Source organism: Amorphoplanes friuliensis DSM 7358 (assembly GCF_000494755.1).
GTDB classification, from domain to species: Bacteria; Actinomycetota; Actinomycetes; order Mycobacteriales; family Micromonosporaceae; genus Actinoplanes; species Actinoplanes friuliensis.
Map to the genome: position 1 here is coordinate 8,295,397 of NC_022657.1, position 26,992 is coordinate 8,322,388.

The window sequence follows — 26,992 nt, forward strand, 5'->3', positions numbered from 1 at the left end:
GCGATCGCCGGGGGCGGACCGAATCGGCCGGGCACAATGGGTGGATGGGACGCCGCCTCGCCGCACTGATCGTCGCGGTTGCCGCGCTGACCGCCTGCTCGGCGCCCCAGGATGAGCAGCCGGAACAGCCGCAGCGTCCGCCCTCGCAGGAAGCCGGCCGAACGGTGGCACCACAACCGAAACCGACGAAGCCCAGCCCGGCCGCCGGAGCACCCAGCCGGACCTACCCGGTCGAGGTCAGGAAACTGCAGCTCAGCCGGGGGAAGGACCGACCCCTGCCCACCACCGTCTGGTACCCGGAGACCGGCAAAGGCCCCTTCCCGGTGATCGTCTTCAGTCACGGGCTCACCGCGCAGCCGAGTGACTACGGCCGGTTCCTCACCCGCTGGGCGCGAGCCGGGTTTGTCGTCGCCGCGCCGGCCTATCCGCACACCTCCACCGGGGTCGCCGACTTCGACGTGATCGATCTGATCAATCAGCCGGCCGACGCCTCGTACGTGCTCACCAAGATCCTCGCGCTCGACGCCAAGTCCGGTGACGCCTTGAAGGGCAGGCTGGACACCGGGCACGTGGCGGCCGCCGGGCATTCGGGTGGGGGCATCACCACGATCGGGATGCTCAGCGGCAACCGCGACACCCGGCTGAGCGCCGCGGTTGTCCTCGCCGGCCGTCAGGTGCTGCCGGTTCCGTTCAGCGGCCCGGCCACGCCGGTGCTTTTTGTGCACGGCAAGCTCGATCGGACCGTCCGCTACTCCGAAGGCCTTGCCGCCTTCGACGCCGTCCCGTGGCCCAAGGCGTTGCTGACCATCCCGGACGGCGGCCACGTCACCACCAGCGGCAAGGACTTCGACCTGGTCGCCACCGCGACCACCGACTTCTGGCGCTGGACGCTCTACGGCGACACCACCGCCAAGCAGCGCCTCGAACGCGTCAAGAACCTGGACGACGAGCTTTAGTGCAGGTGGTCGACGGCCACCTTGCCGAAGATGTCGCCCGAGTTGAGGCGGGCGAAGGCGTCGCCGATCGCGGAGAAGCCGTAGGTCGAGTCGATCACCGGGCGGATGTCGCGGTCCACGCAGAGTTCCAGCAGCGTGGCGAGCTCGGCCGCGGTGCCCATCGTGCTGCCGAGGATCTCCAGCTGCATCATGAAGACGCGGCGGAGGTCGACCTTGGGGAACGGCCCGCCGGTCGCGCCGCAGACCACGATGCGGGCGCCGGGCGCGGAGCACTTCAGGGAGTGTTCGAAGGTGGGTGCGCCCACGGACTCGATCACCACGCCGACACGTTCGGGCAGGCGGCCGCCGGGTTCGACCGCCACGGCGCCCAGCTCGGTGATCTTCTCGCGCTTGGCGGCGTCGCGGCTGGTGGCGTAGACGCGCTTGCCGAGGGCGAGGCCGAGCACGACGGCGGCCGTGGCGACACCGCCGCCCGCGCCCTGGACCAGGACCGATTCGGCGTCCGAGACCCGGCCGCGGGTCGTGAGCATGTGGTACGCGGTCAGCCACGCCGTCGGCAGGCAGGCCGCGTCCAGGAACGAGATCCCCGCCGGCTTGGGCACCAGGTTGGCCGCCGGCACCGCGACCCGTTCGGCGAGCGTCCCCGGCCACCGCTCGGAGAGCAGCGAGAAGCCGCGCGGATCGTCGGGGTCGTCGATCACCGGGTAGACCACGACCTCGTTGCCGTCGGCGTCCACCCCGGACGCGTCGCAGCCGAGGATCATCGGCAGGCGGTCGGCGGGCAGACCCACCCCGCGCAGCGACCAGATCTCGTGGTGGTTGAGCGAACTCGCCCGCACGTCGACCGTCGCCCACCCGTCCGGCGGGGACGGCTCGGGCTGATCGCCGACCGTCAACGCGGCTAGCGGCTCGTCGGGCTTCGTCGCACTGGCATACGCGGCTCGCATACCTGGCAGCTTAGGTCGAAAACATCGGGTGGTGCGGGGCCGAGGCGCACAGAGCGCCCCGGCCCGCCCACTAGATCGTTGCGACCTCGGCAGTCAGCAGAGACGCCGGCGAGGGCCGCGAGGAAGGTGCCGGAGCGAGGAAACGCGCGACTCCGTCCTGCTCAGCCGCACGCGACACTGCCTCCGCGACCGCCGGGGCGACCCGCGGGTCCAGCGCCGACGGCACGATCGCGTCCGCGCGCAACTCGTCCGCGACGACCTCGGCGATCGCTTCGGCCGCGGCGACCTTCATGCGTTCGGTGATGCGGGTGGCCCGGGAGTCGAGCGCGCCCCGGAAGATGCCCGGGAAGGCCAGGACGTTGTTGATCTGGTTGGGGAAGTCGCTGCGCCCGGTGGCGACGATGGCCGCGTACCGGTGGGCCAGGGCCGGTGGGACCTCCGGGGTGGGGTTGGCCAGGGCGAAGATGATGCCGCCCGGCGCCATCCCGGCCAGCGCGGCCTCCTCGATCTGCCCGCCGGACACCCCGATGAGGACGTCGGCGCCGATCAGAGCCTCTTTGATGCCCCCGGTACGCCCGGAGTAGTTCGTCGCCCCGGCCAGCGCAGTCTTGACGCCGGACAGACCCGGCCGCTCGGAGTGGATGATGCCCTGGGAGTCGCAGACGATCATGTTGGCGCCCTGGATGCCGGCGGTGATCAGGGTGTTGGTGATGGCGACACCGGCCGCACCCGCACCGCTGATGACCACGCGCAGGTCGGCGAACCGGCGGCCCAGCAGGGCGACGGCGTTGCGTAGCGCGGCCAGCACGACGATCGCGGTGCCGTGCTGGTCGTCGTGGAAGACGGGGATGTCCAGCGCCTCGTCGAGGCGGCGTTCGATCTCGAAGCAACGGGGTGCGCTGATGTCCTCGAGGTTGATGCCGCCGAACGACGGGCCGAGGGCCTTGACCACGGCGATGATGCCCTCGACGTCCTGGGTGTCGAGGCAGATCGGCACGGCGTCGACCCCGCCGAACTGCTTGAACAGCACGGCCTTGCCTTCCATGACCGGCATCGCCGCCTTGGGGCCGATGTTGCCGAGGCCCAGCACCGCGGAACCGTCCGAGACGACCGCGACGGTGTTGCCCGTCCACGTGTAGTCGGCGGCCAGGTCGGGGGACTCGGCGATCGCCTCGCAGACCCGGGCGACGCCGGGGGTGTACGCCAGCGACAGGTCGTCACGGCTGGACAGCGGGACGGTGCAGGAGATTTCCATCTTGCCCCGTTTGTGCAGGTCGAAGACGGGGTCCGCGGCCAGGGCAGGGTCGAGCTCAAAGCTGAAAAAAGACACAGGGACTCCAGACAACGCATCGGAACGTCGGAGTGCCAGCCGGTCGTGAAGCGCGAGTCTGCGCGGACCGACGTGCGATGCGGGGGTCACCCGGGAAGAAGCAACCGCAAGACTTCGGTGTGCTGCGGTTACTGGAGGTTAACTTAGCCGACCGGGGCGCGGCCAGTAGCGAAACACGACTCGTCCGATGACATCCGCCACCCCGTACGCCCGGGAGTCGTCGGTGACGAACTCGTTGTCACCCTGCACCCACCAGCCACCGTCGTGCTCGTGCAGCGCACGCTTCACGACCAGCAGGTCCGGGCGGCTCCGGAAGCGCGCGACCACCACGTCGCCCGCCCGGACGCGGCCGGAACGCCGCACCAGCAGGGCATCTCCGGAACGCAGGGCGGGCACCATCGAAGGCCCTTGCACCAGTACGGCGAAGAGCGGCAACTGCCAACTCATGGCATCAATCCCGCGTCGAGTGTGGGCGTACAGGTAAGGGGTAATGTCAGGCACGGATCATCGCAAACGTATGGAGGGGTCCTGATGCGACTTCCGCGCATTTTCACGCCGCGCACTGTTGTCAGTGCGCACTGCGACCTGCCGTGTGGGGTGTACGACCCCGCGCAGGCTCGTATCGAGGCGGAGTCGGTGAAGGCCATCGCCGAGAAGTACCAGGCGAACACCGACCCCGAGTTCCGCACCCGCGCCATCCTGATCAAGGAGCAGCGCGCCGAGCTGGTCAAGCACCACCTGTGGGTGCTCTGGACCGACTACTTCAAGGCGCCGCACTTCGAGAAGTACCCGAACCTGAACCAGCTGTTCAACGAGGCCACCAAGCTCGCGGGCGCTTCCGGCGCCAAGGGCTCGATGGACCCGAAGGTCGGCGAGGAGCTCCTCGGCAAGATCGAGGAGATCTCGAAGATCTTCTGGGAGACCAAGCAGGCGTGAGTCCCGCAACGATCCGGCCGGCGCATCGTGACGATGTGCCGGCCGTTGTCGCGATGGTGCACGAGCTGGCCGACTTCGAGCGTGCCGCGGAGTCCTGCCACCTCACCGAGGAACAGCTGACGGCGGCCCTGTTCGGCCCGCAGCCCGCCCTCTTCGGTCATGTCGCGGTCGACGCGCAGGATTCCCCGTACGCCTTTGCACTGTGGTTCTTGAACTTCTCGACCTGGGAAGGCACCCACGGCATTCATCTCGAGGACCTCTACGTCCGCCCGCAGGCCAGAGGCACCGGTGCCGGATCAGCTCTGCTGGCCACGCTGGCCGCCGAGTGTGTGCGGCGCGGTTATCAGCGTCTCGAGTGGGTGATGCTGGACTGGAACCCGGCGGCCGAGTTCTACGCCGCGATCGGGGCGAAGGTCACCGAGGACTGGCTGCCGTATCGGCTGACCGGTTCCGCTCTCCGGCAACTCGCCGAGCGGTCCTCCCCCGCCAGGCGCTAGAGTTCCGTCCATCGGGAGGATGGGGTCGGTGACTCAGCTGCAGACAACGCATCCGGAGCCGGCGTTCGGAGACGACGTCGTGCTGCTGACTGTGCCCGCCGACGGCGGTTACCTCGGCGTGCTCCGCACAGCTACGGCCGGTCTAGCCGCGCGCCTGCATTTTGCGCTCGACGAGATCGAGGACCTGCGCATCGCGGTCGACGAGGCCTGCGCGATGTTGCTCGCCATCGCCACGCGCGGTGCCGAGCTCGAGTGCCGCTTCGCGGTGACCGACGACGCGCTCACGGTCGAGGTCACGGTGTCGACGGTCCGCGGCGCCCGCCTGCCGTCCGAGTCCTCGTTCGCGTGGAAGGTGCTCACCGCGCTCACGACCTCGGCCTCGGCGGAGGCAAACGGGCGGCACGCGACGATCCGCCTGCTCACCCGCCGGACCGAGATCTGATCTGGTCTCAGCGGGCGTTCGCGGTCGCGATGTAGTCCAGGTGCCGGCGGCCGACCGCCATCGCGGCGGCCGAGTCACGGCTCCGCACACAGCTCAGCAGCTCACGGTGGTCGGCGTCGATCTTCAGCCAGTAGTCGTGGGGCAGATTTTCCACGACCTCCTCGCCGTAGGTGACGTGGTAGAGCGGACGGGTGACCAGCTCGTAGAGCGGGTTGCCGGTCGCCGACGCCACCGCGGAGTGAAAAGCGGCGTGTGCGGCCAGCATCGTGGAAAGCTCGTCGAGGTCCGGGTCGATCATCGCCCCGCGCATCTCGACCAGGTTGGCGTCCGTCCGCCGCTCGGCCGCCAGCCCGGCGGCGGGGATCTCCAGCGCCCGGCGCAGTTCCAGCAGATCGGCCATGCCGACCTCGGCCGAATTGCTCAGCAGGCTCAGTCCGGTCGAGAGCGCCTCGGACAGCTGCTCGGCGTCGGGATGCGCGACAAAACTGCCGCCCGTGACACCGCGGGTCGTGACGATCAGGTGCTGGCTCGCGAGCAGGCGTAAGGCCTCGCGAACTGTGCTGCGGCTCACCCCGGAGCGTACGCACAGCTCAGGCTCCGGTGGCAGCCGTGAGCCGGGCTGCAACCGCCCCGACGTGATCTCCTCGCGGAGCTCGTCCGCCAGCAGCTGATATGCCGGTGGGCGTACCGTCGATCCGGCCACTGCCCTCACCCCCTTGTGATTCGCCATTCAGAGTAGGCCTTGAAACGCGCACGGGAAGTGGCGTTCAGTCGAGACCGAGTGCTCGGGTGGTCGGCGGCAGCACGCATAGCAGTCCCACACCCACGCCGAACGCCATCAGCAAAATGCCGATCCAGGGCGTACCGGTCTGGAGCAGGAAGCCGCCGGCGGCGATGAGAAAGAGCTGCACCACGATCGCCGGGCCGCGGGCGTGCGAGGAGCGGCGGGCCAGCGAGCGGGCGACCAGGCCCACAGCGAACGCACCGACGGCCGTGAAGACGGCCAGTGCCACCGCCACCACGATGCTGCTGAAATCCGTCGTGAAGATCAGGACCAGCAGGTACGCGGTGAGCACCACGAGCGCCACGGCCTCGGCGAAGAGCAGGCGCACGGCCCAGGTGAGGGTGGCCGGGGAATCCAGTTCTCGGGGAGTCACCGCTGTACGATACCGGCCAGCTCAGCGCCTTCCTGAGAGGTACAGTGCCGCCCATGCGAGCGTTACTGGTGGTTAATCCCAAAGCCACCACGACGAATGAGCGCAGCCGCGACGTGCTGGTGCGGGCCCTGCGCAGCGAGGTCGACCTCACGGTCGAGTACACCCGCAAACGCGGTCACGCCGCGGCGCTGGCCCGGTCGGCCGCCGAGAGCGGCGTGGATGTCGTGGTGACCCTGGGCGGTGACGGCACGGTCAACGAGGCCGTGAACGGGCTGATGACCGCGGAGCCCGGGCTGGCCGCCCGCGGTACGGCTCCTGCGTTCCGCCTGCCGGCCCTCGCCGTGGTGCCGGGCGGCTCGACCAATGTTTTCGCCCGCGCGCTGGGCCTGCCCCGCGACTGGGTCGAGGGCACCGGTGTGATCCTCGACGGGTTGCGGTCGGGCCGGCACCGGGTCATCGGGCTCGGCCGGGCCGACGACCGCTACTTCACCTTCACCGCCGGGCTCGGTCTCGACGCCGCGGTGGTGCGCCGGGTCGAGCAGGCGCGGCTGCGCGGCCGGACGTCGACCCCTTCGCTCTACTTCCGGTCGATCTTCAGCCAGATCGTCTCCGGCGAGGACCGCAAGTCGCCACCGCTCTCGATCGAGCGACCCGGCGAGGAACCGGAGACCGGATTGGGCACGGTCATCATCCAGAACACCGCTCCGTGGACCTATGTCGGCGACCGCGCGATCAACCCCAACCCGGACGCCTCGTTCGATCGGGGACTTGACCTGCTGGCCGTTCGTAACCTATACATCGCCAGCACAACACGGACAGTGACGCAGATGGTCTCCCGGAACGCCGATCCGCACGGCAAACACGTGCTCCGGATGCACGACCAGGCCGAGTTCACGGTCATCGCGAGCCGCCCCCAGGCCTTCCAACTGGACGGTGACTACCTGGGAGAGCGCCAGAAGGTGCACTTCCTGTCCGTCCCCGAAGCTCTGCGTGTGATCTGCTGACGAACGGGTAGGCAGTTCGGAACGTCCTCACGATCCGTTACAGAAAGACGGGCAAAAGGTCGGCATCGGGGCGCGTACCGTACTACATTGATAGGAGCGTTCGTCCGCGGGTCCTGGAACTTCCCCCAGAACCGGACAAAGGGGTCGTGAGCTAGCTCACCCGCTTGGAGAATTTCCGAGCGCTACCCTTGACATCGCGGGAGTTCGTGAAAGCATTCACAAGCGATAAGAAGTAACCCGATGCCGCTCGCGCACGTTCCTAATCCAGAAGGCGCGGAACGGCTTCATGAACAAAGCTTGCTCACGCACCGGTGATCGGACGAACGCTGTCCGTCGGCTCCAGTACTGATTCATCCGGTGCGGATGCAGATAAAAGTAAGCAGCACCAATTCATTACCCAATCCGAAACAAGGAGTGTTGCCGCCATGGACTGGCGTCACCATGCGATCTGCCGCGACGAGGACCCGGAGCTGTTCTTCCCGATCGGGACGTCCGGACCCGCGCTCCTGCAGGTCGAGCAGGCCAAGGCCGTCTGCCGGCGGTGCACCGTGACCGAGTCGTGCCTCTCCTGGGCGCTCGAGTCCGGTCAGGACGCCGGCGTATGGGGCGGTATGAGCGAAGACGAACGACGCGCAGTGAAGCGTCGCGGCGGTCTTCGTGTCAGCGCCCCCACCGCCTGAACAATCCCCTCACAGCATTCACGCCCCGGGCCACATCGGCACCGGGGCGTCGTGCTGTCCGGATCCCCGCACCGAACCCGTTCCGGTGACCGAGTGGTGACAGAGTCCGATCATGCGCTGTTTCCAACCGATTACGCCGGGCAATGGTGACGCACGGCATGAATGCGATCACTCGCATCGCGAAATGATCTCGAAATTATCGTTATCGTTGACACCATTACCAAAGACGTGAGAGCTGTCCGTTGTGGATGGTGAACGGTGGCGGTGATCACACAGCGTCGCCGTAACACAACGTCATGCACAGAGATCAACGAATACCGATACACCCAGAACGATCAAGCGGGCGCGCCGGACCGACGATCAACAACCCGTCGCCCACGCCGAGAGGTCCCCGGACCACGGTCAACGACCAGGGCGGGGTCGTGCTTGACCGTTGCTCCCGCTGAGAAGTCCCCGGACCCACGATCAAGAGCCAGGGCGGGGTTGTGCCTGATCGTCCGCCCGCTGAGAAGTCCCCGGACCCACGATCAAGAGCCAGGGCGGGGTTGTGCCTGATCGTCCGCCCGCTGAGAAGTCCCCGGACCCACGATCAAGAGCCAGGGCGGGGTTGTGCCTGATCGTCCGCCCGCTGAGAAGTCCCCGGACTCACGATCAAGAGCTAGGGCGGGTCGTGCCTGGTTGCATGGATCTGACCGTCGCTCACGCCGAGACCGGGTGCGGACACCCAATCGCCTGGCGGCTCATGAGCGGGCATCCGCACCCTGCCAGGTCCGTGCCCGGGAAAGATCCGCTCAGGCGGCGTAGGCGGCAGCTGGGCGGGCCGTTGCGGCTGCGTTGACGCGGCTTGCGACCAGAGCGACAAGGTCGGGCGTGTCCGTCATGGGCTCGGCCACGGCGACGACGCCGGCTTCACGCGCAGAGCGGACCGTGTTGTCGTAGAGCAGCCCCGGTGCGAGGAAGTAGGACGCCAGCCCGACGCGGTGGTGCCCCTCAGCGTGGAGCTCGGCCACAGCCTCGCCGGAGAGCGGTGGGGCCGCCGAGGCATACGCAACGCGGCACGGGATCCCCAGGCGAGCGCCCAGCGCCGCCGCAGCCTGATCAACCGTCGCCCGGGCACCGGCGTCACGCGTCCCGGCCGCCGTCAGCACAACCGCATCCAGCCGGTCGGCCTCGTCGCCGTCGGTTGCTTCGGCCAGGCGGGATTGGAGGGCGTTCAGGAGGTCGGTGGGGACAGTGCCGTTGAGGGGGCCCAGGACGTCGGCGAGAGTGACGTCCAGGGTCAGGCCGTCCGCCCGGGCCGCAGTGATCTCTCCCGGGACGTCGACGCGGCCGTGATAGGCCGCCGTCAAAAGCAGCGGCAGCATGATCGCGCGGCGGTGGCCCCGGGCTTCAAAATCAGCGAGGACCTGGCGAGGGCGGGGGACGCTGTGGTCGAGGTAGGACGCTCGGACGTCCCACAGCGGGTACGCCTCCCCCACCGCCCGGGCCAACGCTTCCGTGGCCTGGGCGGCGCGGGGGTCGCGGCTGCCGTGGGCGACCAGAACGACAGCTAGACGTGCAGGCCGCATTCGGTCTTCTCGAACATCGCCCAGCGACCCGCGCGGGGGTCTTCGCCGGCCTTGGTGCGGCGGGTGCAGGGCCAGCAGCCGATCGAGCCGTAGCCCTTCTTGAACAGCTCGTTGACCGGGACGTTCCAGCGGGCGATGTAGCGGTCGACGTCCGCCTGCGTCCACGCCGCGATGGGGTTGACCTTGACTTTGCCCTTCTTCGCGTCGAACGCCACCACGGGGGTGTTCGCGCGGGTCGGGGATTCGTCGCGGCGCAGGCCGGTGGCCCAGGAGTCGTACTCGCTCAGGGCGCGCTCGAGGGGCTCGACCTTGCGCAGGAAGCAGCACTCGTCGGGGCTGCGGGCGAAGAGCCGGGGTCCGAACTCGCCGTCCTGCTGGCCGACGGTCTTGCGCGGGCGGATCGAGCGGACGTTGACGTCCATGGTCCGGGCGACGATGTCGCGGACCTTGAGGGTCTCCGGGAAGTGGAGGCCGGTGTCGAGGAAGACGACGTCGACGCCGGGCGCGACCCGGGAGAAGAGGTGGGCGACAACGGCGTCGGCCATCGAGCTGGTGACACAGAAGCGGTCGCCGAAGGTGCTGGTCGCCCAGCGGGCGATCTCCTCGGCGGGGGCGCCTTCGAGAGCGATGCCGGCGGCGTCGGCCAGCGACTTCAGCTCGGTTGCGGGACGGCGGGTCGGGTCGGCGGGGGCGGCGGGCGCCCCGAGGGACACCAGTCCCAGGCCGGCTGCGGTCACCACAGTCATCGGTTCACTCCCTTGGCGAGCAGTCCGTTGAACTTGACCGTGAATACGCGGGCGCAGGAGTGGCACTCCCATGCTCCGTGTGAAGCCTCGTTGGGTCGCAGGTCCTCTTCGCCGCAGTACGGGCAGTACAGCGGGGCTGATCGGGCGTCGCTCATTTGAGAAGCTCCTCTTCCGCCCGGATCACCCAGTCGGCGAAGGACTCACCGTCACTGCGGCCGGCGAGGTAGTTGCGGGCGAGCCGCTCCACGTACACCGGGAGCTCCTCGGCGGTGGCCTTGAGGCCGCGCAGTTTGCGGCCGAAGCCGGCGGTCTGGCCCTGGGCCATGCCGAGGCCGCCACCGAGGTGGACCTGGAAGCCCTCGACCTGCTCGCCCTGCGCGTTCATGACGAGCATGCCCTTGAGGCCGATGTCGGCGACCTGGGTGCGGGCGCAGGCGTTGGGGCAGCCGTTGATGTGGATCGAGATGTCGGCGTCGAAGTCGCGGAGGCGTTCCTCGAGGCGGGCCACCAGCTCCTCGCCGCGGGCCTTGGTCTCGACGATCGCGAGCTTGCAGTACTCGATGCCGGTGCAGGCCATCGTGCCGCGGCGCCAGGCCGACGGCCGGGCCTCCAGCCCGACTCCCTGGAGCCCGGTGACCAGGGATTCCACCTGGTCGTCGGCCACATCCAGGACCAGGAGCTTCTGGTACGGCGTGAGGCGCACCCGGTCGGATCCGTGGGCCTCGGCGAGGTCGGCGACGGCGCTGAGCTGCTTGCCCGAGGACCGGCCGACGACGGGTGCCGCACCGACGTAGTTCTTACCGTCGCGCTGCTTGTGGACGCCGATGTGGTCGATCGGCTTCTCGGGGAGCTCGGCCGACGGCCCGTCGACGAGTGCGCGGCCCAGGTATTCCTTCTCGAGGATCTCCCGGAACTTCGCGACACCCCAGTCGGCCAGCAGGAACTTGAGGCGGGCCCGGGTGCGGAGCCGGCGGTACCCGTAGTCGCGGTAGATGCTGACGACGGCTTCCCAGACGTCCGGGATCTCGTCCAGCGGCACCCACACGCCGAGGCGCTCGGCCAGTCGGGGGTTGGTGGAGAGGCCGCCGCCGACCCAGAGGTCGAAGCCGGGCCCGTGCACCGGGTGCTGCACACCGAGGAACGAGATGTCGTTGACCTGGTACGGAGTGTCGGCGAGCCAGGACAGCGACGACTTGAATTTCCGCGGCAGGTTGGAGTAGCGCGGGTCGCCGATGTAGCGCTTCAGGATCTCGTCGATCGCCGGGGTCGGGTCGATGACCTCCTCGGTCGAGACACCGGCGACGGGGCTGCCGAGCACGATGCGCGGGCAGTCGCCGCACGCCTCGGTGGTCTGCAGGCCGACGGCGTCGAGCCGGCGCCAGATCTCCGGCATGTCCTCGACGCGGATCCAGTGCAGCTGGATGTTCTGCCGGTCGGTGATGTCGGCGGTGTCGCGGCCGAACTCGGTGGAGATCTCCGCGATCGTGCGCAGCTGCGCGAGGTTGAGCGCGCCGCCGTCGATGCGGACGCGGAGCATGAAGTACTCGTCCTCGAGCTCGTGCGGCTCGAGGATCGCCGTGCGGCCGCCGTCGATGCCCGCCTTGCGCTGGGTGTAGAGCCCCCACCAGCGGAAACGTCCGCGCAGGTCCTGAGGGTCGATGCCCGCGAAGCCGGTGTGCGCGTAGATGTTCTCGATCCGGGCCCGGACGTTGAGCGGGTTGTCGTCCTTCTTGATCCGCTCGTTCGGGTTCAGCGGCTCGCGGTGTCCGAGCGCCCACTGGCCTTCGCCACGCGCCTTACGGGGGCGAGCGGCGGGCTTGGTGGCCGGGGTGCTGTCCAGCGCCATGTCGGCGTTCCTCCAGGTATTTCAGCCGGTGAGCGCGCGAAACGCGATCGGCCACCTGTGAGGGCTCGCGACTTCAGTGTCTGGCGAGGGCCGGCGCGTCTTGCGCGCCCGAAAAATAGAGATCGGGCGGCGTCAGGAAGCCGGACACATCGCGCTGCGGACACGGCCGTAGTCCACGTGGCGCCGGGCCACGAAGCGGCGGTCAACTGCAGCGGTCATGCCGGTAAGCCTCTCACGCGTTGCCCTTCTCGGCCAGTGCGGTCCAGATTGCGGGAGTGTGGTGACGGACACGGCGTTCGCTCATGTGCACACAGGGTGACCTGCTACCCCTGAAAGTGTGCAGACGCTCGCACCCGCAGCACCGTCGCCCGCGGCGGTCGCCGCCGCACGGGTGAGGTCGCGTGGTCGCGCGGCCGGGCGGTTGCTGTGCTGGCTGGCCCCGGCCGTGCTGACAGGCCTGGTGGTGAGCTTCGGCGTGGCCCGCCCGGAGCCGTGGCGGGACGAGCTGGCGACCTGGAGCGCCGCCACCCGCACGGTCCCGCAGATCTTCGCCCTCGGGCAGCACATCGACGGCGTGACCGTGCCGTACTACCTGCTCGCCCACGTCTGGACCCGGTGGTCCGGCGACTCGATCCTGGCGCTGCGGATGCCGTCCGTGCTGGCGGTGACTGCGACCACCGCGGTGGTGGCTCTGCTCGCGCGGCGGCTCTGGGATCCACGGACCGCCCTGCTGGCCGGCCTCCTGGTCACGGCGATGCCGGTGGCGTCCCGCTACGCCCAGGAAGCCCGTGGCTACGCCTTCGCCGGCCTCTTCGCGGCCCTCTCCACCCTGCTGCTGCTCCGCGCCCTGGACAGATCCAACTTCAAGATCTGGATCGCGTACGCCGTGAGCGTCCTGCTGCTCGGCTGGTCGCATCAGATCGCCCTGCTGCTGCTTCTGGGGCACGGCATCACGGTGGCTGTCCTGGCCCGGCGACGCCTGCTGTCGTGGGTACCGGCGGTGGCGCCGGCAGTGGCAGGTGTCCTGCCGTTCACGCTGCTGGGCCTGGATCAACGGGACTCCCAGCTGGACTGGCTCGCCGCGGCGACGCCGAGTGACCTCGCGGGGATCGCCGGTCACCTCTTCGTCTCCGGCATCGTCGGCGGTGCGGTGTGCACCCTGGCCGCTCTCGGTGTGCGTGCGGACCCGGACCGCCGGGCCACGCTGATCTTCATCGCCGCGGTGCTGCCGGTCCTGACGCTCTACCTCGTCGATCAGCTCGTCACACCGATCTTCGTCGGCCGGTACCTGTACTTCGTCGTTCCGCTGCTCTGCCTGGTCGCCGGGCGTGCGCTGGCCGGCCTGCGTCTGTGGCACGCGGTCGCGGTCGTCCTGGTCGTCGCGCTGGTCGGGCTGCCCGCCCAGGGTGAGATGCGCCGGTCGCACTCCGGCTTCGACTACCGGCAGGCCGCCGCCATGGTCGCAGCGAACGCCCGGCCGGGTGACGCCATCATCTACGCCCCTCGCGACGGGTGGCAGTTCACCGACACGGCCCTGCGCTACTACCTCGGTGACTCAGTGCCCCGTGACGCGCTGCTGCGCTCCGACCAGCTGCGGAACGCCTCGTTCTGGGCGACCGAGTGCACCGATCCGGACGCCTGTCTGATGCGTACCGGACGGGTCTGGGTCCTGAGCGCCGACAACCTGGAGACGGGCCGCCGGGCCGGGGAGACCGATCAGCTCTCCGCCGCGACGCAGTATGCGCTGGCGCCCTTCACCCGGCTGCTGACCTGCCGGATGGACGGTTTCACGCTGGTGCTTTTCGAGCGGCGCCCGGCCGGCTCGGAGGCACCCACGACCGCCGGCCTGCGGTGGGGCCCCGGGGTGGTCACCCGCTCCGCCGGTGAGGGTTAGAACACCTCGGCAGGCCAGTTCCAGCTCTCCCAGGGCAGCGGCGTCTCGCCCAGGATCTCCAGGACGCGGGCCCGGCCGGCGGAATCGGCGAGCTCCCACGGGTGGTGGGCGATCCTGTACCGCGTGACCGGGGACGGGTCCGCCAGCAGTTCGAGAGCGCCGTCCTCGCCCAGTGACAGGATCGCCCGCCCCAGGCAGCCGCGGGCGAGATCGTCGTTGTCCGCGCCGGCGAGCAGCAGCAGGAGCTCCCGGTCGGCTTCCGGCTCCGGCGAGATCCGCGTCAGGAGCAGGGCCGCGAGCGACCGGGTCTCCGGATCCGGGTCGGCAAGCAGGTCCCGGACCCGGCCGTCGAAGCCCTGCAGCGCCTCGGCGACCGCCTGCTCCCGGGCGATGCTCTCGTCGTACTGGCCGCGGTAGGTGCGGACCTGCGCCCGCAGATCCCGCCACACGTGGTCGTGGTCCAGCGCGTGAATGACCACCGCGAAGGCGTCGGCCCGCCAGCGGAAACCGTCCTCGACCAGGCGGCGAGCGGTCGAGACCACCTCGGCGGCCAGCGGTGAGACCGCCACCGCGTCGTCGACCGCCACCCACGCCAGGTCGGCGGCCGCCGACCTGGCGGCCGCACGGTCCGGCGCCGCCGCGAACGCCCCGGCCGCCGCCCGCAGATCCTCGGCGGTCGCGTAGGGCATCACCGGTCGAGGTGCGTGGGTCATCGTTTGCCGAGGGGGACGACCAGGACGGCTTCGGTGCCGCCGCCGGCGCGGTTGCGCAGCTCGATGCTGCCGCGCAGCTCGCCCGTGGCCAGCGCGCGCACGATCTGGAGGCCCAGGCGGGTGCTCGCGTCGGCCGCGAAGTCGTCCGGCAGACCCTGCCCGTTGTCGGCCACGGTGACGTGCAGCTGCTTGCGGAAGCGGTGCGCCGACACCACGACCTCGCCCGTCGGCGCGGGCGGGGTCAGCGACGGCTCGGGCGGCGGGGCGTCCTCGTCCGGTGCGGGGAAGCCGTGCTCGACGGCGTTGATCAGCAGTTCGTTGAGGACCATCACCAGCGAGGTGGCGATCTCGGCCGGCAGCACGCCGAACGTGCCCTCGCGGCGCATCTTCACCGTGATCTCGGTCGCGGCGACCTCGCTCGCGGCGGTGGCGACCCGGTCCACGATGCCGTCGAAGTCGACCGCCTCGTCGCTCGACATCGACAGCGTCTCGTGCACGAGGGCGATCGAGGCCACCCGGCGGACGGACTCCTGCAGGGCGACGCGGGCCTCGGGCGCGTTCACCCGGCGGGCCTGGAGGCGCAGCAGGGCCGCCACCGTCTGCAGGTTGTTCTTGACCCGGTGGTGGATCTCCCGGATCGTCGCGTCCTTGGTCATCAGGGCGCGGTCACGCCGGCGGACCTCGGTGACGTCACGGGCCAGCACCAGCGCCCCTATCGGCACACCGGCGGGCATCAGCGGCAGGGCCCGGATCAGCACCGTCGCGCCGCGGGCCTCGACCTCCTTGCGCGGAGGCGCCTCGCCGCGCAGGGAGGTGAGGATGCGCTCGGCGGCGTCGGTGCCCTCCAGCGGGTCGGCGGCCAGCCGGCTGGACAGGGCGGAGAGCTCCTCGCCGACCAGGTGGGCGTTGAAACCGAGCCGCCTGTACGCGGACTGCGCGTTCGGGCTCGCATAGGTGACCTTGCCACCGGCGTCGAGGCGGATCAGGCCGTCACCGACGCGCGGCGCCGACGTGGTCTCGCCGGGGTGCGCGGGCGGCGGGAAGGTGCCGTCGGCGACCATCTGGGCCAGGTCGTCCGCCGTGGTCAGGTAGTTGAGCTCGAGCTGGCTGGGCGTCCGCGCGGTGGACAGGTTGGTGTCACGGCCGATGACCGCGATCACCTCGATGTTCTCGTCCGGCCCGCGGAGGCGCACGGGGATCGCCTCGTGGCGGGCGGGAGTGTCGCCGTACCAGACGGGGTCGCCCTCACGCCAGATCCGTCCCTGCGCGAAGGCGATGTCGAGGTGCGCGACCTCGGCCCCGCCGACGATCTTGCCGACCTGGTCGTCCTGGTACGCCGTCGACGACGTGTTCGGCCTGACCTGAGCGACGCAGAGGAACGTGCGCGGCTTGCCTTCCTCACCCCGGAGCGGCACCCAGAGCAGCAGGTCGGCGAAGGACAGATCGGACAGCAGCTGCCAGTCGCCGGCGAGCCGGGTGAGGTGGTCGATGTCGGGTGGACCGAGGGCGGTGTGCTCTTCGGCGAGATCGCGGAGCGTGGACACGGCACAAGCCTGCCATGCCCACGCCGCGGACTCCCATGATCAGAGCGTGGAGGTGACCTTGTTGAGGCCTCGGGGTGCGTCCGGGTCCTCGCCGCGGGCCAGCGCCAGGGCGAGCGCGAGCTTCTGCAGCGGCAGGATGTCCAGCAGCGGGGCGTAACGCTCGTCGACCTCGGGGACGACCAGGCGGCCCGAGGCGCCGGGGATGTCGGTGGCGCCGACGGTCACGACGTCAGCGCGGCGCTCGCCGAGGCGGGTGACCACGTCGGCCATCGACCGCCCGCCGGGGCCGCTGCCGACGACGGCCAGTACGGGTACGTCGGGGTCGGTCATGGCGAGCGGGCCGTGCAGCAGGTCGGCACCGGAGAAGGCCAGCGCCGGCAGGTACGACGTCTCCATCAGCTTGAGCGCGGTCTCCCGTGCCGTCGGGTACGCATAACCGCGCCCGGTGGTGACCAGCCGGGACGCGAAGCGGTAGCGCTGGGCCAGGTCGTCCGCGCCGCGGTCGCTGAGGGCGTCCTCGGCGAGCTGCGGCAGCTTCTCCAGCGCCGTACGCTCCTCGGCCGGCAGTGTGCCGTCGCCGTTGCGGATGCCCTCGACCAGCAGCAGCAGGGCGAGCAGCTCGGCCGTGTAGGTCTTGGTGGCGGCGACCGCACGCTCGTGACCGGCGGCGACGTCGATCGACAGCTCGGCGGTCTGCGCCAGCGTGGAGGCGGGGTTGTTCGTCACCGCGAGGGTGAGGGCGCCGGTCTCCCGGGCGACCTTCAGCACCTCGGTGAGGTCCGGCGAGCCACCGCTCTGGCTGACACCGACCACGAGGGCGTCGGCCAGATCAGGCCGGGCGCCGTAGAGCGTGATCGCGCTGGGCGACGCGAGCCCGACCGGGATGCCCAGACGGATCTCGGTGAGGTAGGCCGCGTAGAGGGCCGCGTGGTCGGAGGTGCCCCGGCCGACGAACACCACGTGCCGGGGGCGCCGCTCGGCCACGCGCGCAGCGACTGCTGCGATCGCCTGGGCGGGCTCTCCCTCCAGCAGCCGTGCGTAACCTCCCGGCTGCTCTGCGATGTCCGCCGCCATGCCCTGGCCTCGCTGAGTCACTGGATCGTCCTCTCGTGCGCACTTCCGCTCATTCGGTGCGCAGTCTTGCACGCAACAGGCTTGAATCGCAACGTTTCGAGCACGCAAAGGCGCAAATCCGGGCCTGACATATCGACTTTCGTCGCCTAAGCTCGCGTCGGTGGCACACGGCGTGCCACGCGAGGAAGGCGTGGTCATGGACGAGTCCCGGCGCTCTGCCGACCGCGACCTCGAGCAGGCCCGCGCGGCGCTCGAACGCGGCGAGATGCACCACGCCGCCGACCACCTGGCCGGCGCGATCGCGCACGCGCCGACCCTGCCGGAGACCCACGAGCTCCTCAGCCGCCTCGCCGCCCGCGCCGACGGGGGCCTCGAGCTCTTCCCCCTCGAGCAGCACGCGTTTGTCGGCACCGTGGTCGCCCGGGCCCACCTGCTCGCCGCCGCGGGCCGCCCCGAGGACGGTCTGCCCCTGCTCGTGGCAGCCAGCGGGCACACCCCCGGCGTCGACTGGGCCGGTGTCCCGTGGGTCATCGACCCCGGTCTCGGCGTCCGGATGGAGCCCGGCCTGCTGGCCCAGATCGTGATGCAGCTCTGCACCGCCATCGGCGACCCCGCCCCCGAGGCCGGTCGCGACGCGCTGCGCCCCTACCTGACCCTGGTGCGGCACGCCGTCGAGGCCCACCCGGAGCAGGCGATGCTGCTCGGTGCCGGTTCAGCGCTCGCCCGCCGGCTCGGTGAGGCGACCCTGGCCGTGGACTGGGCCGTCCGCGGCGCCCGGCTGCGCCCGTCGAAACTCGCCGAGATCTGGCTCGGGTACGCGTACCGGAGCGCCGGCCGCATCCCCGAGTCCCTGGCCGCCCTGCGCCGCGCGGTCATGTACGACCCCGAGGACCTCTCCGTGTACGCGGACATCGCCGGCACCCTGGCTGACCACGGCCGCTTGGACGACGCGCTGGCCTGGGCCGACCGGGCGCTGGCCAAGGACCCGGAGTTCGACTGCGCCGTCCACACCGCACACCGGCTGCGATACCGCGCCGACGGCGACCTGGCCCACCTGGTGCGGCTGGCCGACTTCCAGCGTGATCACCCCGATGCCACCCACGAGCACGCCGACCTGGCCGACTGCTGTGCCGATCAGCCCTGGCTGAGCCGGGTGCCGTCGGCGCCCGCCGCCGCCACCGACCCGGCGCGGGAGCCGTTCGTCGCGGGGCGGCCGTCCGACGAGGCCGTCGAGCGTCTGCATCGCCTGGCGCACCCGTTGTGGCCGCATCCGCCGGCCGCGTACGACGCGGCCCTGGGTCTGGTCCTGGTCGAGCCGGAGGATCTGCTGGCGTTGATCGCCCGGCCACCCGCCGCCCCGGACAACGAGGTCGGGCTGGCCCTGGCCGCGCACGATCCGGCCCTGTGGGCGCGCTGCTCGCAGGTGTGGGCCTGCCTGGGGCTGCTGCACCACCGCACGGACGAGCCGTGGGCGGAATCGGCCCGGCGGCGCCTGCTGGTGGACCTTGCCACCCAGGGCACCGACCAGATCACCGAAGCGGCACTCTTCGCCCTGGTCACGAGCGCCTGGATCGACCCGGAGGCGCGCGCCGACGTGGGCACGCTGGTGACACGGCGGCTGGACGACGTGGCGACCGCCGGGCACCCGATCGCCTGGTCGCTGGCCCAGCTTGCCCTGGCGACCCCCGGCCTGGACGCCGAGGTGCGCGAACGCGCCGCGGCCGTCGTCGCGGCCGAGGAGGAATACACCGTGCCGCTGGTGCCGCGTCAGCGCCGGCGCGGTGGACGCCTCCGGCGCTGGCTGTCCGGCCGCACTACTCGATGACGGCGATCAGGTCGCCTTCCTGCACCACGTCACCCTCGTTGACCGCGAGCTGAGCCACGACCCCGTCGGACTCCGCGAGCACCGGGATCTCCATCTTCATCGATTCGAGGATCACCAGGGTGTCACCCTCCTCGACCTCGGCTCCGGCGGCGGCGACGATCTTCCACACATTGGCCACCATCTCGGCACGGATCTCGTCGGCCATGGTGCAGTCCTCCTCGTGGGCGGTGATGCAGTGACGCGGTGACGGTATCCAATCACGGTCCGGGCGGGCGGGCATATGGGCCGTGCCGGGGCGCCGCCGCCCACCCGTCTACCATCGGCGGGTTGGACGCGAGGACGAACGGAGATCACCATGGCGAAGAAGTCGCGCAAGAAGAAGGCTCGGAAGAAGAGCGCTGCGAACCACGGCAAGCGCCCCAACTCCTGAGCCGTGGACGACAAGAAGGGCCGGCAGCAGACGCTGCCGGCCCTTCTTCATGCCTGAGGTCAGGGGAGGTATTCCCGCGTCTCCACCTCGACCACGTACTCGCTGAGCTTGACCCGGAGCCGATCGCGCAGCTCCTGCGGTGCCGTCTCGTCGCCGCAGCAGCGGGCGACGAGCGCCTTGACCTCGTGCTCGATGCCGTACTCCCGCAGGCAGTCCGAGCAGTCGTCGAGGTGGTGCTGGATCAACTGCCGCCGGTCGTCGCTGCACTCCAGGTCGAGGTACAGGTAGACCTCGCTGATCACGACGCTGCAGTCCGTCTTGTGGTCGTCGTCGTTCACGTCGCTCACGCCTCCTGTGCGGCGCTCGCGCCGGAGCTACGGGTGATCCCACGGTCGGCCGCGTACTGCTCGAGCATCTTGCGCAGGTTGCGCCGCCCGCGGTGCAGACGCGACATCACGGTGCCGATCGGCGTGTTCATGATGTCGGCGATCTCCTTGTACGAGAAACCCTCGACATCAGCGAGGTAGACGGCCAGGCGGAAGTCCTCGGGCAGCTGCTGCAGCGCGTCCTTGATGTCGCTGTCGGGCAGCTTGTCGAGCGCCTCGGTCTCGGCCGAGCGCAGGCCCGCGGAGGTGTGCGACTCGGACGAGGCGAGCTGCCAGTCCGAGATCTCCTCGGTCGGCGCCTGGACAGGCTGCCGCTGCTTCCGCCGGTACGAGTTGATGTAGGTGTTCGTGAGGATGCGGTAGAGCCACGCCTTGAGGTTCGTACCCTCCTCGAACTGGTGGAAAGCCGAGAAGGCCTTGAGGAAGGTCTCCTGCACGAGGTCCTCGGCGTCCGCGGGGTTGCGCGTCATGCGCAGGCCCGCGGCGTACAGCTGGTCGACGAACGGCAGCGCGTCCCGCTCGAAGCGCGCCCGGCGCTCCTCGGTCCTCTCGCTGCGTTCGGTCCGTTCCGTCCGCTCTGCTGGCGTCACCCGCACGTCTCCCCTCGACCGCCCCGCCGAGGATACGGGTAGTGCCCCGTCAACAGATTCAAAAACCGCCGGTGTGCTGACACTCACCGATTTGAGGACGGGCGCCGGGGTGGCAGCAGGCCACTCGGGCGAGCGCAGCAGGTCCTGCATCTTGCGCGCCTGCAGCCCGTCACGCTCGACGAATCCGGTTCCGGATCGCACTTGGTTACCCCTTCCGACGTACAGCTTCCGGGTGATGTAACGGCGGGGAGGCTGTCCGCATTCCGACTCAGCGGGCCCAGCTGTGTGCGACCAGCCAGGAGAGGACGACTGCGGCGGTGCCGGGCAGGTCACGGCGTAGATCGTGGACCGCTCCGGGGCGTACGGCCACCTCGACGGCGCCACCCGCCTCGGGGACGCCGAACGGATCGCGGTCGCCGTTGACCACCAGCGTGGGGATGCCGGCGGGGAGTTCGCCGGCCCGGCTGCGGTCCGGCTTGCCCGGCGGGTGCAGGGGGAAGGCCAGCGCGAGCACCCCGGCCGCGCCCAGGGCGGCCGCGGTCCGGCAGGCGACACGCGCACCGCTCGACCGGCCGCCGACGATCAGCGGGAGGTCAGCGGTGGCGAGCTCGGTCACCACGGCTGTCCACGCGTCGTCGAGGTGGGTCGCGGGAGCAGGGGCGCGACGGCCGGCGAGCCGGTAGGGCTGGGTCACGAGAGCAACCCGGACCCCCGCCGCGACGGCGATGTCGTGCACCGCCGTCAGGTCGGGCGCGTTCACGTCACCGCCCGCGCCGTGGCCGAGGACGAGCTGACTGACGGACGGGCCGGCGGGGTCCGTGATCCGGATCCCCGCCGGCCCGCGCGGTGTGTCGATCGAGAAGCTGTGCACAGCTCCTATGTCTACTGGCTCATCGGCACCAAGGTGAGCAGGCGGCGATCTTCCTCGTCCGGTCCGTCGTCGACTTCCTCGCCGTCGGGCTGGACACGTTCACGCCAGGCGACGAGCATCGCCCGGCGTTCCCTGGGTGTGGTCCCGCCCCAGACACCGTGGCAATCGCCCACCTGCAACGCCCAGGCCAGGCACGGCCCTTGGACGACACAGCTGCCGCAGAGCGAGACTGCGCTCTCGGACGGTTCGTTGGGTGCCGGGAAGAATGTTTCCGGATCGACGGAGCGGCAAGCTCCGCGGGTCCTCCAGGCCTCGTCGGACCTGCGTTCGTCGATCGCACTGAGCAGTCGCGGGTCGCGCCTGGCAATGGCGACCTCATGTGGACGCGGCATTCGAGCACGTGTCATCAGCCCACCTCCCCCGTGGGTACCGGTAAAGCCGTGATGGGCAGTCCGCACCGTGCGGACCGACATCACACCGGCGCTGGTTTCTATCGCACGGAGGAAGATCAGAACAAGGGTCTTATCTATCTCGCAACAAAGTTTGCAGATAGAAGTGCCTGCATATAGGGCAAAAGTGCCTCACGTTTTGCCGCGAAACGGCAATTCGGACAGGCTCAGGAGATCAATTTCTCAGTCAGAAGAGGGTCGCCTCCGGCGCGACGGCCGGCTCGGCGGCGGTCACGAGCTCCGGGCCGTTGTTGCGGACGTTACCCACGTCGGGACGGACCGGGCGGACCTCGATGGCGGCCAGCTCGGCCGGGGACAGCGGCTCCAGCAGAGCGGGCGCGTCACCACCGCCGGCCAGCCAAGCGGACCACCGCTCACGCGGGAGGATCAGCGGCATCCGGTCGTGCACGGCAGCCAGGTCACCCAGCGCCGCCGTGGTCAGAACGCTGCAGGTCAGCGTCTCCTCGCGCCACATCGTCCAGATGCCCGCGAAGGCGAGCACCGACGAGTCGGCCGGTGTCATGTAGTAAGCCTGGCGCTTGCCGCCGTCGCGCACCCACTCGAACCAGCCGTCGGCCGGCACCAGGCAGCGGCGGCGCTGGAACGAGGGCGCGAACGCCGGCGAGGTCGCCACGGTCTCGGCGCGAGCATTGATCATGCGGCTGCCCGCCCGCGGATCCTTCGCCCACGGCGGCAGCAGACCCCAGCGGGCGGTGTCGACAACCCGGGCGTCGTGACGCTGCGACTGGCGGACCACCGGCACGGGGTCGGTGGGAGCGACGTTCCAGCTCGGCCCCAGCGCCTCAGCGACGGTCACGGCGTCGAAGAGCAGGCTGAGGTCGGCCTCGCTCCGCGTCGTCGCGTACCGCCCACACATGGCTACGGACCTTACGCCGCTCGCGCCGTTCGTGTTGCCCCGCGCGGGGTGTCGTACCCGACCGGCAGAATGGGGGCCGTGACAGCTCAAGCTCGACCCTGGACCGCGCCGGTCGCCACCACCCCGGTCAGCGCCGGCGTGCGCCTGCCGGGGTCGAAATCGATGACCGCGCGGGCTCTCGTGCTCAGCGCGCTGGCCGACGGCCCGTCGGTCGTCCGCCGCCCGCTGCGCGCCCGGGACACCACGCTGATGGCCGCGGGCCTGCGGGCGCTCGGCGTCGCGATCGACACCACGAGCGACGAGGAGTGGCGGGTCGAGCCCGGCCCCCTGCGCGGGCCCGCCCGCGTCGACGTGGGGCTCGCCGGCACGATCATGCGCTTCGCACCGCCGGTCGCCGCGCTGGCCGACGGCACGGTGACCTTCGACGGCGACCCGCACGCGCGCAACCGCCCGCTGCGCCCGATCGTCGAGGCGCTGCGCACGCTCGGCGTGGTCATCGACGCGTCGCCGACCGGTGGGCTGCCGCTGGTGGTGCGGGGCACCGGGCTGGTCGAGGGCGGCGAGGCGGTCATCGACGCGTCCGGGTCCAGCCAGTTCGTCTCCGGGCTGCTGCTCTCCGCACCCCGCTTCGCGAAGGGCCTGGTCCTGCGGCACGAGGGCCCGCCGGTCCCGTCCGCGCCGCATCTGCGCATGACGACCCACATGCTGCGGGCCGCCGGCGCCTCGGTCGACGAGAGCGTGCCGGACGTCTGGGCCGTCGAACCGGGCGCGCTGCACGGGCGCACCTGGGACATCGAGCCCGACCTGTCCGGCGCGGCGCCGTTCTTCGCGGCCGCCATGGTCACCGGTGGCACGGTCACGCTGGCGGGCTGGCCGCGGGAGAGCTGGCAGCCCGTCGGCCGCCTGACCGAGCTGCTCACCGCCCTCGGCGCCGAGGTCACCCAGGACGACAACGGCCTGACCGTGCGCGGCACGGGTGCCCTGCACGGCATCAACGCCGACCTCTCGGAGGTCAGCGAGCTCACTCCGGTCGTCGCGGCCCTGGCGGCTCTGGCCGACTCCCCCTCCGAGCTGCGGGGTGTCGCCCACATCCGCGGCCACGAGACCGACCGGCTCGCCGCCCTCGCGGCCGAGCTGGGCAAGGTCGGCGCCGGCATCGTGGAGCACCCCGACGGCCTGGAGATCACCCCCGGCCCGCTGCGCCCGGCCGTCTTCGAGACCTACGCCGACCACCGCATGGCCCACGCCGCCGCGGTGATCGGCCTCGCCGTCGAGGGTGTGCAGCTCACCGACGTAGCGTGTACGTCCAAGACCCTCCCGGAGTTCCCCGAGCTCTGGGCCGACCTCGTGACCGGGAGCTGACACTGTCACCGAGCAAGCGTGAGTACGACGAGGACGACGTCCGGATCAGGCCGGGACGGTCCTCGCGCCCACGCACGCGGACCCGGCCCAAACACGAGGACGCGATCGACGCCCTGGTGATCACCGTGGACCGCGGCCGGTACGGCTGCATCCGCGAGGACGCCGAGCACCTGGACGAGCTGATCACCGCCATGCGCGCCCGGGAGCTGGGCCGCAAGTCCGTCGTGGTCGGCGACCGGGTCGCCCTGGTCGGCGACACGACCGGCGCGCCCGGGGCACTCGCCCGCATCGTGCGGATCTCCGAGCGCACCTCGGTGCTGCGCCGCACCGCGGACGACGACGACACCACACCCGAGGGCCGGCTCGAGCGGGTCGTGGTGGCCAACGCCGACCAGCTGGTCATCGTCAGCGCGCTCGCCGACCCGCCACCACGGACCGGGTTCATCGACCGGTGCCTGGTGGCGGCGTACGACGCGGGCATCGAGCCGCTGCTGTGCCTGACCAAGGCCGACCTCGACGGCCCCGCGGCGGTGCTGGACTACTACGCCGAGCTGGACCTGCCGTATGTCCTGGTCCAGCCGGACAGCGATCTCACCGAGCTGCGCGACAAGCTGGCCGGGAACATCTCCGTCATGGTCGGGCACTCCGGCGTCGGCAAGTCCACGCTGGTCAACCGCCTGGTCCCGGACGCGCTGCGGGCGGTCGGCGTGGTCAGCGCGATCGGCAAGGGGCGTCACACGTCGACCAGCGCGGTGGCGCTGCGCCTGCCGCGGGTCCACAAGAAGGGCGACCCCGGCTGGATCGTCGACACGCCGGGCATCCGCAGCTTCGGGCTGGCGCACGTGAGCGCCGAGAGCCTGCTGCACGGCTTCCCGGACCTGGTCGAGGGCACGGTCGACTGCCCGCCCAACTGCGGCCACACCGCCGCCGACGTCAACTGCGCCCTCGACGCGTGGATCGCCGCGGGCAAGGCCGACCCCCGGCGCCTGGCGTCGTACCGGAGGCTGTTGAGCTCGCGGGCCGGTGAGCCGGACCCGCGGGACCAGATGGTGTGACCGCCGAGCGTGCCGCGCCGGACCATGCCGGTGATCCGCTAGCGTGCCCGGCATGGCCGCCTATGCCGATGATCTCGCTCTCGCCCACCTGCTCGCCGACACGGCCGACTCGATCTCCATGGCGCGGTTCCGGGCGCTGGACCTGCACGTCGAGGCCAAGCCCGACCTGACGCCGGTCTCCGACGCGGACACCGCGGTCGAGAAGGCGATCCGCGGGACGCTGGCCCGGGCCCGGCCGCGCGACGGTGTGATCGGCGAGGAGTTCGGCGCGTCGACACCGCCCGCCGGGCAGGGCAACCGGCACTGGGTGATCGATCCGATCGACGGCACCAAGAACTTCATCCGCGGAGTGCCGATCTGGGGCACGCTGATCGCGCTCATGGAGGGCGAGCGCCCGGTCGCCGGGCTGGTGTCCGCACCGGCGCTGGGCCGCCGCTGGTGGGGCGCGACCGGGCATGGCTCCTACGCCGGCAAGCACCAGCGGTCCGCCACCAAACTGTCCGTCTCCGCCGTTCGCAAGATCAGCGACGCCAGTTTCTGCTATGCCAGCCTGAACAGCTGGGAGGAGGCCGGGCGGCTCGAGCCCATGCTGGACATCATGCGGGACTCGTGGCGCAGCCGGGCCTACGGCGACTTCTACGGGTACATGCTGCTCGCCGAGGGTGCGCTCGACATCATGGTCGAGCCCGAACTGTCACTCTGGGACGTCGCGGCGCTGATCCCGATCGTCACCGAGGCCGGTGGCACCTTCACGGATCTCGACGGACAGCGTGCACCCGGTGACGGAAGTGCCATCGCTACCAACGGTCACCTGCACGAGGAAATCCTCGGACGATTGGCGCGCGGAAAAGCCTGACGCACCGTTCGTCCTGAAGGCCCGCCGTAGCTGGTCTATTCTCGCCGGGTGATGTCGTCGGGCTGGTTCTATCTCGCCGCGATGATCGCCGCCTACGGTGTGGCCAACCTGTTGCAGTCCGTGGCCGCCGCGCGGACGAGTGTGCATCACACCTTCGACCCGCAGTTGCTGGTGCGGCTCGCCTGTCACCGTACGTATCTGCTCGGGCTGTTCTGCCAGGTCCTCGGGTTCGTGCTGGCCTTCGTCGCCCGGCGTGACCTGCCGCTGTTCCTGGTGCAGGCCAGCGTCGCGGCCGGGCTCGGGGTGACGGCGGTGCTCGGCGTGGTGGTGCTCAAGTGGAGTCTGCCCAAGGCCGAGATAGCCCTGCTCGCCCTGCTCCTGGTCGGCATCACCGCGCTGGTGGTCTCCGCCCAGCCCGCCCACTCGCGCCCGCTCGGCGCCGCGGGTGTGATCGGCCTTGCGGTCGCGTTGCTGGTCATCGCGGTGCTCGGCTTCTTCGCCGTACGCCTGCACGGCGCCATGGGCTCGGTGGTCCTCGGATCGCTGGCCGGCGTCGCCTTCTCCGCGGCTGCCATCGCCGCCCGCCCGCTCGCCTCCGAGGAGACGTTCGGCGGTTTCTGCACCAACCCGCTGCTCTATCTGCTGGTCGCGCACTCGATCGTGGGTCAGCTGCTGCTCGGCCTGGCCATGCAGCGAGGCTCGACGACGGCCGCAGTGGCCGCGATGGACGCCGCCGGCGCGGTGCCCGCGGCGATCGTGGGCCTGCTCCTGCTCGGCGACCGCATCCACCCGGGCAAGGAATGGCTGGCCGCGGTCGGTTTTGTCGTCACGCTCGGGTCGGTCATCGCCATGACCCGGTACGCCGAGCCGCAGCACCACCACGCGACCGCACGGCCCGCTGACAAGCGGACAGGGAGTGCGCGTCTCCATCCCGCCGGCCGCTGAGGCGCATGAGCC

General features: G+C 70.6%; 30 protein-coding genes. 13 read left to right on the plus strand and 17 right to left on the minus strand.

The features are described from left to right. Positions 1-44 precede the first annotated feature (44 nt). The gene (locus AFR_RS38205) at positions 45-956 is read left to right on the plus strand and encodes an alpha/beta hydrolase family protein (RefSeq protein WP_023562191.1); all 912 of its coding nucleotides are present in this window, start codon (positions 45-47) and stop codon (positions 954-956) included. Here the strand turns inward: AFR_RS38205 and AFR_RS38210 are convergent. The 3 genes from AFR_RS38210 to AFR_RS38220 all read right to left on the minus strand — a co-directional run bounded on the left by AFR_RS38210 (position 953) and on the right by AFR_RS38220 (position 3,680). Next, complete coding sequence (locus tag AFR_RS38210) at positions 953-1,912, minus strand: zinc-binding dehydrogenase (RefSeq protein WP_193786399.1); 960 nt, start codon at positions 1,910-1,912, stop codon at positions 953-955. The two genes, AFR_RS38205 and AFR_RS38210, sit on opposite strands and share 4 nt — an antisense overlap. A gap of 61 nt (positions 1,913-1,973) precedes the next feature. Beyond that, positions 1,974-3,233: an NAD(P)-dependent malic enzyme gene (locus tag AFR_RS38215; RefSeq protein ID WP_023562193.1), complete on the minus strand. Its 1,260-nt coding sequence runs from the start codon at positions 3,231-3,233 to the stop codon at positions 1,974-1,976. Between the two features lie 138 nt (positions 3,234-3,371). Beyond that, on the minus strand, positions 3,372-3,680 hold the full coding sequence (locus AFR_RS38220) for a S26 family signal peptidase (protein WP_041841446.1): 309 nt from the start codon (positions 3,678-3,680) through the stop codon (positions 3,372-3,374). Positions 3,681-3,764: 84 nt separating this feature from the next. On the opposite strand from AFR_RS38220, the gene sodN reads away from it, so the two are divergent. From sodN to AFR_RS38235, 3 genes are read left to right on the plus strand one after another with little or no spacing between them, the layout of a single operon-like run. Further along, entirely contained in the window at positions 3,765-4,169 is a 405-nt protein-coding gene (gene sodN, locus AFR_RS38225) for a superoxide dismutase, Ni (protein WP_023562195.1), read from the plus strand. Positions 4,170-4,222: 53 nt separating this feature from the next. Continuing rightward, positions 4,223-4,666, plus strand: a complete 444-nt coding sequence (locus AFR_RS38230; RefSeq protein WP_084298506.1) for a GNAT family N-acetyltransferase — start codon at positions 4,223-4,225, stop codon at positions 4,664-4,666. Between the two features lie 28 nt (positions 4,667-4,694). Further along, a complete protein-coding gene (locus AFR_RS38235; RefSeq protein ID WP_023562197.1) occupies positions 4,695-5,108 on the plus strand; it encodes an ATP-binding protein in 414 nt (137 codons plus the stop codon). 7 nt (positions 5,109-5,115) lie between these two features. On the opposite strand, the gene AFR_RS38240 is transcribed toward AFR_RS38235, so the two are convergent. Together AFR_RS38240 and AFR_RS38245 are read right to left on the minus strand one after the other, a co-directional pair. Continuing rightward, the gene (locus AFR_RS38240) at positions 5,116-5,811 is read right to left on the minus strand and encodes a FadR/GntR family transcriptional regulator (protein WP_023562198.1); all 696 of its coding nucleotides are present in this window, start codon (positions 5,809-5,811) and stop codon (positions 5,116-5,118) included. Positions 5,812-5,875: 64 nt separating this feature from the next. Continuing rightward, the gene (locus AFR_RS38245; protein ID WP_023562199.1) at positions 5,876-6,265 is read right to left on the minus strand and encodes a hypothetical protein; all 390 of its coding nucleotides are present in this window, start codon (positions 6,263-6,265) and stop codon (positions 5,876-5,878) included. A 53-nt stretch (positions 6,266-6,318) separates the two neighbouring features. Here AFR_RS38245 and AFR_RS38250 point away from each other — a divergent pair, with 53 nt between their 5' ends. Then, positions 6,319-7,269 (plus strand): diacylglycerol/lipid kinase family protein, encoded by a 951-nt coding sequence (locus AFR_RS38250; protein WP_041841447.1) that lies wholly within the window; start codon positions 6,319-6,321, stop codon positions 7,267-7,269. Between the two features lie 425 nt (positions 7,270-7,694). Beyond that, the gene (locus AFR_RS38255) at positions 7,695-7,949 is read left to right on the plus strand and encodes a WhiB family transcriptional regulator (protein ID WP_023562201.1); all 255 of its coding nucleotides are present in this window, start codon (positions 7,695-7,697) and stop codon (positions 7,947-7,949) included. 791 nt (positions 7,950-8,740) lie between these two features. On the opposite strand, the gene AFR_RS38260 is transcribed toward AFR_RS38255, so the two are convergent. The 3 genes from AFR_RS38260 to AFR_RS38270 all read right to left on the minus strand — a co-directional run bounded on the left by AFR_RS38260 (position 8,741) and on the right by AFR_RS38270 (position 12,109). Further along, positions 8,741-9,517: a sirohydrochlorin chelatase gene (locus AFR_RS38260; RefSeq protein ID WP_023562202.1), complete on the minus strand. Its 777-nt coding sequence runs from the start codon at positions 9,515-9,517 to the stop codon at positions 8,741-8,743. After that, complete coding sequence (locus AFR_RS38265; protein ID WP_023562203.1) at positions 9,499-10,263, minus strand: phosphoadenylyl-sulfate reductase; 765 nt, start codon at positions 10,261-10,263, stop codon at positions 9,499-9,501. The genes AFR_RS38260 and AFR_RS38265 overlap by 19 nt, the downstream gene beginning before the upstream one ends. A 151-nt stretch (positions 10,264-10,414) precedes the next feature. Continuing rightward, positions 10,415-12,109 (minus strand): nitrite/sulfite reductase, encoded by a 1,695-nt coding sequence (locus AFR_RS38270; protein WP_023562205.1) that lies wholly within the window; start codon positions 12,107-12,109, stop codon positions 10,415-10,417. Positions 12,110-12,446: 337 nt separating this feature from the next. On the opposite strand from AFR_RS38270, the gene AFR_RS38275 reads away from it, so the two are divergent. After that, a complete protein-coding gene (locus AFR_RS38275; RefSeq protein ID WP_238547189.1) occupies positions 12,447-14,003 on the plus strand; it encodes a glycosyltransferase family 39 protein in 1,557 nt (518 codons plus the stop codon). Here AFR_RS38275 and AFR_RS38280 read toward each other — a convergent pair. Genes AFR_RS38280 through AFR_RS38290 form a run of 3 tightly spaced genes read right to left on the minus strand, consistent with a single transcriptional unit; the run spans position 14,000 to position 17,334 of the window. Next, positions 14,000-14,692, minus strand: a complete 693-nt coding sequence (locus AFR_RS38280; protein ID WP_023562207.1) for a hypothetical protein — start codon at positions 14,690-14,692, stop codon at positions 14,000-14,002. The genes AFR_RS38275 and AFR_RS38280 overlap by 4 nt on opposite strands. Before the next feature lie 20 nt (positions 14,693-14,712). Continuing rightward, the gene (locus tag AFR_RS38285) at positions 14,713-16,260 is read right to left on the minus strand and encodes a sensor histidine kinase (RefSeq protein ID WP_023562208.1); all 1,548 of its coding nucleotides are present in this window, start codon (positions 16,258-16,260) and stop codon (positions 14,713-14,715) included. Between the two features lie 39 nt (positions 16,261-16,299). After that, entirely contained in the window at positions 16,300-17,334 is a 1,035-nt protein-coding gene (locus tag AFR_RS38290; protein ID WP_023562209.1) for an SIS domain-containing protein, read from the minus strand. A gap of 196 nt (positions 17,335-17,530) precedes the next feature. Here AFR_RS38290 and AFR_RS38295 point away from each other — a divergent pair, with 196 nt between their 5' ends. After that, a complete protein-coding gene (locus AFR_RS38295; RefSeq protein WP_023562210.1) occupies positions 17,531-19,159 on the plus strand; it encodes a tetratricopeptide repeat protein in 1,629 nt (542 codons plus the stop codon). On the opposite strand, the gene AFR_RS38300 is transcribed toward AFR_RS38295, so the two are convergent. Further along, complete coding sequence (locus AFR_RS38300) at positions 19,149-19,364, minus strand: biotin/lipoyl-binding carrier protein (RefSeq protein ID WP_023562211.1); 216 nt, start codon at positions 19,362-19,364, stop codon at positions 19,149-19,151. The two genes, AFR_RS38295 and AFR_RS38300, sit on opposite strands and share 11 nt — an antisense overlap. Before the next feature lie 150 nt (positions 19,365-19,514). On the opposite strand from AFR_RS38300, the gene AFR_RS48870 reads away from it, so the two are divergent. Next, the gene (locus tag AFR_RS48870) at positions 19,515-19,589 is read left to right on the plus strand and encodes a 50S ribosomal protein bL37 (protein ID WP_369814844.1); all 75 of its coding nucleotides are present in this window, start codon (positions 19,515-19,517) and stop codon (positions 19,587-19,589) included. A gap of 59 nt (positions 19,590-19,648) precedes the next feature. On the opposite strand, the gene rsrA is transcribed toward AFR_RS48870, so the two are convergent. From rsrA to AFR_RS38325, 5 genes are all read right to left on the minus strand, one after another. Then, positions 19,649-19,927 carry a mycothiol system anti-sigma-R factor gene (rsrA, locus tag AFR_RS38305; RefSeq protein ID WP_041843269.1) on the minus strand — a complete coding sequence of 93 codons (279 nt, stop codon included), beginning with the start codon at positions 19,925-19,927 and terminating at the stop codon, positions 19,649-19,651. 5 nt (positions 19,928-19,932) lie between these two features. Continuing rightward, complete coding sequence (locus AFR_RS38310; protein ID WP_063749660.1) at positions 19,933-20,715, minus strand: sigma-70 family RNA polymerase sigma factor; 783 nt, start codon at positions 20,713-20,715, stop codon at positions 19,933-19,935. Between the two features lie 118 nt (positions 20,716-20,833). Beyond that, positions 20,834-21,436, minus strand: coding sequence for an alpha/beta hydrolase family protein (locus AFR_RS38315; RefSeq protein WP_023562214.1), 603 nt, complete (start codon positions 21,434-21,436; stop codon positions 20,834-20,836). Between the two features lie 11 nt (positions 21,437-21,447). Beyond that, positions 21,448-21,843 (minus strand): WhiB family transcriptional regulator, encoded by a 396-nt coding sequence (locus AFR_RS38320; RefSeq protein WP_041843270.1) that lies wholly within the window; start codon positions 21,841-21,843, stop codon positions 21,448-21,450. A gap of 229 nt (positions 21,844-22,072) precedes the next feature. After that, positions 22,073-22,762, minus strand: a complete 690-nt coding sequence (locus AFR_RS38325) for an SOS response-associated peptidase (RefSeq protein ID WP_023562216.1) — start codon at positions 22,760-22,762, stop codon at positions 22,073-22,075. A 69-nt stretch (positions 22,763-22,831) separates the two neighbouring features. Here AFR_RS38325 and aroA point away from each other — a divergent pair, with 69 nt between their 5' ends. From aroA to AFR_RS38345, 4 genes are read left to right on the plus strand one after another with little or no spacing between them, the layout of a single operon-like run. Further along, complete coding sequence (gene aroA, locus AFR_RS38330) at positions 22,832-24,124, plus strand: 3-phosphoshikimate 1-carboxyvinyltransferase (protein ID WP_041841449.1); 1,293 nt, start codon at positions 22,832-22,834, stop codon at positions 24,122-24,124. Continuing rightward, on the plus strand, positions 24,097-25,179 hold the full coding sequence (gene rsgA, locus AFR_RS38335) for a ribosome small subunit-dependent GTPase A (RefSeq protein WP_084298507.1): 1,083 nt from the start codon (positions 24,097-24,099) through the stop codon (positions 25,177-25,179). Before aroA ends, rsgA begins: the two co-directional genes overlap by 28 nt. Positions 25,180-25,231: 52 nt before the next feature. Beyond that, positions 25,232-26,035: a histidinol-phosphatase gene (hisN, locus tag AFR_RS38340; RefSeq protein WP_023562219.1), complete on the plus strand. Its 804-nt coding sequence runs from the start codon at positions 25,232-25,234 to the stop codon at positions 26,033-26,035. Between the two features lie 48 nt (positions 26,036-26,083). Then, positions 26,084-26,980, plus strand: a complete 897-nt coding sequence (locus tag AFR_RS38345) for a hypothetical protein (protein WP_041841450.1) — start codon at positions 26,084-26,086, stop codon at positions 26,978-26,980. Positions 26,981-26,992 lie beyond the last annotated feature (12 nt).